At 67.5% G+C, this 5,268-nt stretch carries 6 protein-coding genes; 4 read left to right on the forward strand and 2 right to left on the reverse strand.

From position 1 onward, the window contains the following. Both VF536_RS21580 and VF536_RS21585 read left to right on the forward strand, forming a co-directional pair. Positions 1-451 (forward strand): AAA-associated domain-containing protein (locus VF536_RS21580; RefSeq protein ID WP_331616945.1); only part of this gene is annotated, 451 nt, incomplete at its 5' end. 128 nt (positions 452-579) lie between these two features. Further along, positions 580-1,443 carry a HEAT repeat domain-containing protein gene (locus VF536_RS21585; protein ID WP_331616946.1) on the forward strand — a complete coding sequence of 288 codons (864 nt, stop codon included), beginning with the start codon at positions 580-582 and terminating at the stop codon, positions 1,441-1,443. Here VF536_RS21585 and VF536_RS21590 read toward each other — a convergent pair. Next, entirely contained in the window at positions 1,401-2,009 is a 609-nt protein-coding gene (locus VF536_RS21590) for a DUF4411 family protein (protein ID WP_331616948.1), read from the reverse strand. The two genes, VF536_RS21585 and VF536_RS21590, sit on opposite strands and share 43 nt — an antisense overlap. Before the next feature lies 1 nt (position 2,010). After that, the gene (locus tag VF536_RS21595) at positions 2,011-2,868 is read right to left on the reverse strand and encodes a hypothetical protein (RefSeq protein ID WP_331616949.1); all 858 of its coding nucleotides are present in this window, start codon (positions 2,866-2,868) and stop codon (positions 2,011-2,013) included. A 285-nt stretch (positions 2,869-3,153) separates the two neighbouring features. On the opposite strand from VF536_RS21595, the gene VF536_RS21600 reads away from it, so the two are divergent. Then, the gene (locus VF536_RS21600) at positions 3,154-4,068 is read left to right on the forward strand and encodes a LysR substrate-binding domain-containing protein (RefSeq protein WP_331616951.1); all 915 of its coding nucleotides are present in this window, start codon (positions 3,154-3,156) and stop codon (positions 4,066-4,068) included. Positions 4,069-4,194: 126 nt separating this feature from the next. Continuing rightward, positions 4,195-5,268: malonate decarboxylase subunit alpha (locus VF536_RS21605; protein WP_331616952.1), on the forward strand; the 1,074-nt coding region annotated here is incomplete at its 3' end.

The raw sequence follows: 5,268 nt of genomic DNA on the forward strand, positions 1-5,268 counted from the left end.
GCTCACGGAACCGCCCTTCGACGGCCGCGCGGACCTGCCGCAGCTGTGCGAGGAAGCGGGGCTGCCGGACTCGGAATTGCTGCCGGTGGCGCACGCGCTGGCGTTGCTGGGGCTGGCGCAGCTCGACAGCGGCGACCTGCAGCTGACGCCGCTGGGACGGCGCTACGTCGAGGGCACGCACGGGTTGCGGCGCGATCTCTTCGGCCAGCAGCTGATGGCCCACGTGCCGCTGATCGCGCACATCCGGCACAGCCTGGAGCAGGAGCCGAGCGGGGAGATGCCGGACAAGCCGGTGCTCAGGCTGCTGAGCGAGCACCTCGACGACACGGAAGCCGATGCGGTGCTGCAGACCGCCGTGACCTGGGCGCGGCATGGCGAGGTGTTCGAGTACGACTACAACACCGGCGCGCTGCGGCTGCCGACCGGGGATGAGGAAGCAGCGACGCGCTGAAAAGGGCTTCAGCACTGCCACCGCCGCTGGCCCTCACCCCAGCCCTCTCCCGCAAGCGGGAGAGGGGGTAAGAAGGTGACCGAGCGTTGTGGGTAGAGTCGGGCATCGCGTCTTCGAGTCCAGCGCCGATGAAACGCCTTGCCCGCAACCGGTTGAAGTCTTTCAGCGTCGATCGTCTGTTGCGCCATGCGCTGCGGCATTGGCACGCGCAGGAAGGGTGGCGTGCGGTCGAGGTGCTGCAGCGGCGAGGATCTCCCGCGCTGCTGGCCCGCATCGAGACGCTGAGCGATAGCCCGCGCGTCCGCCGGCGCGCGGTCGGGATGTCGATCGCCGCGCAATTGATGCGACGGGAGCAAGGCCGCGACGTCCTCTTCGCCGAGCAGCAGACGCAGCAGCTCCTGCTGCGAGGTCTGTCCGATCCGCATCACGACGTGGTCCGCGCCGCGGTCGCCGGACTCGGGCAACGGCCGCATGGCGCGAGCGTCCAGGGACTGCTCCGTTTGTCGACGCATGCGGACAGCAAGATGCGATGGCAGGTCGCGGTGGCGCTCGGCTCCTACGAAGAGCCGGAGGCGATCGAGGGCCTGATCCGTCTCGCGACGGACACGTCCGCCGAGGTGCGCGACTGGGCCACCTTCGGCCTCGGCACGCTGCGCGACGACGACACCCCGGAGATCCGCGAAGCGCTGCGGGCGAACCTGCAGGACCGCGACGAGGATGTCCGCGGGGAGGCGCTGGTGGGGCTCGCGCGACGCGGAGATCACGACATCGTCGATGTCCTGATCACGCAGCTCACGCCGGAGTGCCACCTGTATGAGCTGGACGCGGCCGAGGCGCTCGCCGATCCTCGCCTGGTCGAACCCCTGCAGGCGCTTTCCCGATCCGCGCCGCCGTCGTGGACGGCGATCTGGCAGACCCACCTGGATGAGGCGTTGGCGGCCTGCTCGAATCAATCCGTGCCGGTGGGCACCGAGCGCAGCAGCGCTTCCTGAACGTCCGCAGCCGCAGTTCTCGGCGGTTCGTCCTTCGAGATCTTTGCGAGGTTCGCGCCTTCGTACGGCTCGTGGATCGGGCCGAGGACGAAGCGGGCCTGGAGCTCGCGCAGCATTACGTTTGGCTCGATGCAGTGCACGCCGAAAGCCGTGCACACATCCGGGATCTTGATCTTGAAATGCTTCTTCGATTCGGCAGCGGGCTTCTCCCAGGTCACGACCGCGTGCCCGTGCGCGAGGGCATGAGCGATCAGGTACATGTCCGCGGAATCCACGAACTGGAGGATCACGTGATCGAGCAGGGACTGCCTGTCAATCCATGCCACGATCTCGTCGGCCTTCGCCTCGACGAGCGCATCTCCCGAGAGAAAGAAGCCGGGCGATTGCGCATTCACCCAAGGGCGGATGACGTCATCGAGAAGCTCGTCCCGCACCTGGGTGATGCTGAAGACCTGACCATCCGCATGACTGACGGTCAGCCATCGCCAGAAGGCCGGGCAGAAGTCCATTCCGTAGTGGACATTCTTCGCTTCAAGAAGCGCGTTGGCGTCGAGCAGGTAGGCCATGTCAGTTCGTGCCTTCCAGAGAGCGGCCGATGGCCATGAACATGTCGCTATCGGGGATGTCCAGCAGCCGGAAGGCATCAGTGAAGCGGGTCTTGCTGCTCATGGTGTGGTCCACCACCGCTCGCGAGAACCGCCGGCTGGCACGCGTGGTGGCTAGCATGCAGGCATCCGCCTGGGGCGAATCGTCCAGGACCAGCGCACGCTCGTGAGCAAGACAGGTCAGCGGGTCAATGGCTGCGCTGGCCACCTCATCGCACCAACGTGCCACGGGGCACGGTGAAGCGGCGCCGGAGGACTTGCCGCTCACCCCCGAAATCCCCAGCCAAAGCAGCGCCATGTGCCGTACCAGACAACGGAGGCGATCCTGCATGTCCAGCGTGCCGTTGATGAAGATGACCGGCGCCAAATCGTCAACCAGCGTGATGCCCAGGAAGTCGATGTCCAGCTCAGCGGCCAAGTGCGCAGGGATATCGCGAGAGACAGGCTCGTCCACCATCACGAGGATCCCTACCGATTCCGCCATCTCGACGATGGCGTCGAAGAGGTCGCCTCGCGCAACAGGACCGCGGAAAGCACGCGACGAACGCGCCAGGACAAACCGAATGATTCGTGCCGCTCCGGCAACATTGCCGCCAGCGGTTCCGCCGCCCACGAAAGCAATCGGATCCGCGCCATCTTCGAGGAGATAGTCCCGGTACCACTCCTGTCGGCGTTCGCAACGGCGCAGCGTGGCCGCGAGATTCCGTCCGTAGCGACCGCGGAAGTTCGCGCGTGCCGGTTCAAACATCATGGGCTGCGGAGCACCGATGGATTCCTGGGCCGTCCGCAGCAAGGGGCCCGTCTCTTGAATGTGTTGCATGGGCTCATTGCACTGCGCCTCGCCCGGCAACGCGATCCTCAATTCGTTGGTAGATGCGTGCGCAACACCAACGGCAGATGAAGGTCAGTAAGCCTCCATCGGTGCCTGATCTGAGCGATCTCCGATCCCTGGAATCGGTCGGTCACGACGGCCATCGGCGCGTTCGCCGCAGACACTGTTGATCGCCATCAGGCGACCGCGCGCGATCCGCCCCTACGCAAATCTGTAGCCGGCATTCGCTGCACGCACAATGGATGTCTTCTCCGACTCCCGACGTCGCGCCCCATGCTCCCCCGCATCAGCGAAGAGATCACCTTCCGCAAGCTCGAGATCCTGATCACGTTCCTGGAGAGCGGCAGCCTCGCGCGCGCCGCGGAGCGCCTGGGCACCAGCGCCGTCAGCGTGCACCGCGCGTTGCATTCGCTCGAGGCCGGCACGCGCTGCGCGCTGTTCCGGCTCGAAGGCCGCAACCTGCAGCCCACCGACGCCGCCCACGCGCTCGCCGACGTCGCCCGCGAGATCCTCCAGCGCATGGACGAAGGCATCAGCGCCACCCGCGCCATCGCCGGCTACGGCGCCGAACGCATCCGCATCGGTTCGCTCTACTCGCTGACCAGCGGCACCGTGCCGTCGATGATCATGGCGCTCAAGGCGCGCAAGCCCGACGTGCAGGCCGAGCTCATCCTCGGCTCCAACTCCGACCTCACCCAGCGCCTGCGCGACGGCACCATCGACGCCGCCGTCATGGGCCTGCCCGAAGCCGCCCCGGAGCTGGAGACCCACGACCTCTTCGTGGACGACGTCTTCTTCGCCGCGCCCGCCCAGTCGCCCTACGCCGCGCTCACCAGCATCGACCTGCGCGACTGCGCCGAGGAACGCTTCGTCAGCCTGCAGGAAGGCTTCGTCACCTACAGCCGCTTCGTCGACGCCTTCCGCATCGCCGGCTTCGAGCCGCAGATCGTGATGAAGACCAATGACATCTTCTCGCTGATGAACCTGGTCGGCGGCGGCATCGGCTGCACCCTGCTGCCCGGGCGCATCCGCGGCGTGCTGCCGCCCAGCGTGCGGCTCATCCCGCTCCAGGAACGCTACGCCGTGCGCCAGACCATCGCGCTGTGTTTCCTGCGCACCCGGGAACGCGATCCCAACCTGCTCGCGCTGCTCGCGGCCAGCCGCACGCTGAAACTCGGCGGTCACTGAACCGGTCACTTGAACGTCCGGTCGGCGCCGGTGCGGGTATCCCCTCGTCAACCGTTCCGCTGCCCGTAATCGTCCCGCGCGCCGGTTGATTGATCGGGAGGCCGCCCGCCCGTAACTTCCGTCTCCATGGACCGCATCCCCATGGACACCAAGGCCCGCGACCGCGCCGCCCGGCTCGCCGCGGCCCGCGAGGCGCTCGGCACGCGACTGGCCGCACGACACGTCGAGACCGACGCGATCGTCGACCTGCTCCACGCCGTGCTCAAGCCCGGCGACCGCGTCTGCCTCGAGGGCAACAACCAGAAGCAGGCCGACTTCCTGGCCAAGGCGCTGGTGCGGCTCGACCCCGGACGCGTCCACGACCTGCACATGGTCCAGTCCGTGCTCGCGCTGCCGGAGCACCTGGACGTCTTCGAGCGCGGCATCGCCGGCCTCCTCGACTTCAGCTTCTCCGGGCCGCAGGGCGCGCGACTCGCCAAGCTGCTGTCGGCCGGGCGCCTGAAGATCGGCGCGATCCACACCTACCTGGAGCTGTTTGCCCGCTACTTCGTCGACCTGACGCCCAAGGTCTCGCTGATCGCCGCGCAGGCCGCCGATTCGCACGGCAACCTCTACACCGGCCCCAACACCGAGGACACGCCCGCCATCGTCGAGGCGACGGCCTTCTCCGGCGGCATCGTCATCGCGCAGGTCAATGAGCTGCTGCCCGAAGGCAGCGCCCTGGCCCGAGTCGACGTGCCCGCCGACTGGGTCGACTTCGTCGTGCGCGCGCCGACGCTCAACGTCATCGAGCCGCTGTTCACCCGCGACCCCGCGCAGATCAGCGAGATCCAGGTGCTGATGGCGATGATGGCCATCAAGGGCATCTACGCCGAGTACGGCGTGCAGCGCCTCAACCACGGCATCGGCTTCGACACCGCCGCGATCGAGCTGCTGCTGCCGACCTACGGCGAGTCGCTCGGCCTCAAAGGCAAGATCTGCCGCCACTGGGCGCTGAACCCGCATCCGGCGCTGATCCCGGCGATCGAGGCGGGCTGGGTCGAGTCCATCCATTCGTTCGGCTCCGAACTCGGCATGGAGGACTACATCCGCGCCCGCTCCGACGTCTTCTTCACCGGCCCCGACGGCAGCCTGCGCAGCAACCGCGCGTTCAGCCAGGCGGCGGGGCACTACGCCTGCGACCTGTTCATCGGCTCGACG

Source organism: Roseateles sp. (assembly GCF_036486225.1).
Taxonomy (GTDB): domain Bacteria; phylum Pseudomonadota; class Gammaproteobacteria; order Burkholderiales; family Burkholderiaceae_C; genus Roseateles.